Genomic DNA, 1,242 nt, shown 5'->3' on the forward strand with positions numbered 1-1,242 from the left:
ACTCCTTCTGCGGCGCTGGCGCCGCTATATATTCCATCTTGATTCCTCAACAGTTTGAAGAACCTGGATTCCAAACTTCAAACTGTTGAAAGTGCTCTTTTTCCTTCATTGCTGCAGCTTATCGTGACTCGAATCTCTTCGATTTCACGCAAAAGTATTCTCATTTGACCAATTTAGCTGTGTGGGACTCCTTCTGCGGCGCTGGCGCCGCTATATATTCCATCTTGATTCCTCAACAGTTTGAAGAACCTGGATTCCAAACTTCAAACTGTTGAAAGTGCTCTTTTTCCTTCATTGCTGCAGCTTATCGTTACTCGAATCTCTTCGATTTCACGCAAAAGTATTCTCATTTGACCAATTTAGCTGTGTGGGGCTCCTTCTGCGGCGCTGGCGCCGCTATATATATTCCATCTTGATTCCTCAACAGCTTGACGCCACCCGGCTTCAAGCTGTTGTACGTTCTCCGCTTCCTCCATTGCTGCAGTTTATCGTGGCTCGATTCTCTCGATTTCACACAAAACATTCTCATTTTACCAATTCCTCCAACCTAAAAGCACCCTTCGTCACTGGTATGGTTTCCATTGGCGAGGGGTGCTTATGGTTTAGGGTTATTTGATTTGTCAGGGCCTAATTACATTGTTTTGCCCAGGGCGCGGGCTTCTTCCAGTTCTTTTTTGCCGGTGATGTCGCCTACGTTGCAGTTGCCGCCGGCCAGGACGTGGCCGAGGTTTTTCCACTGCAAATGGTTCATTAGGTGGTCGTAGTAGGTGAGGACGTCTGCAAAGTCGTTTCCTTCGGCGGCCATGAGCAGGGCGCTGGCTCTGTTATGGCCTCGGAGCAGGTTGCCGTCGCCTTCTTCCAGGGCAAACAGGCGGTCAATGGCGGTTCTGATTTGGCCGCTCATGTTCCAATAGTACAGTGGGGTGGCGAAGATGACGATGTCGCTGGTCCGGACGGCGGGATAGATTTTGTTCATGTCGTCCTGCTGGACGCAGGGGCAGGTTTTGCTGCTATGGCCGCCAAAGCAGCCTTTGCAGCCGTGGATGGTCAGGGCATCCAGGAAAAATTCGGTGACGGTGTTGCCGGCTTCTTCAGCTCCCTGGGTGAAGGCTTTTACCAGGGCAGAGGTGTTGCCAGCTTTTCTGGGACTGCCGTTCAAGATGACGATTTTTTTGTTCATTACAAACTCCCCCTCGTATGATATGTATGTGAGTTATTAAAAACAGCTCACATACATATTTT

At 49.4% G+C, this 1,242-nt stretch carries 1 protein-coding gene; it reads right to left on the reverse strand.

All coding sequences use genetic code 11. The features are described 5' to 3' along the window. Positions 1-631: 631 nt before the first annotated feature. A complete protein-coding gene (locus tag DW089_RS08100; protein ID WP_118287067.1) occupies positions 632-1,180 on the reverse strand; it encodes a flavodoxin family protein in 549 nt (182 codons plus the stop codon). Positions 1,181-1,242 lie beyond the last annotated feature (62 nt).

The sequence above is a fragment of the Acidaminococcus sp. AM05-11 genome (assembly GCF_003472805.1).
GTDB lineage: Bacteria > Bacillota > Negativicutes > Acidaminococcales > Acidaminococcaceae > Acidaminococcus > Acidaminococcus hominis.

Bases quoted from the DNA above. Each gene is read 5' to 3' on its own strand.
- DW089_RS08100 (WP_118287067.1), bottom strand. From the start codon at position 1,180: ATGAACAAAAAAATCGTCATCTTGAACGGCAGTCCCAGAAAAGCTGGC.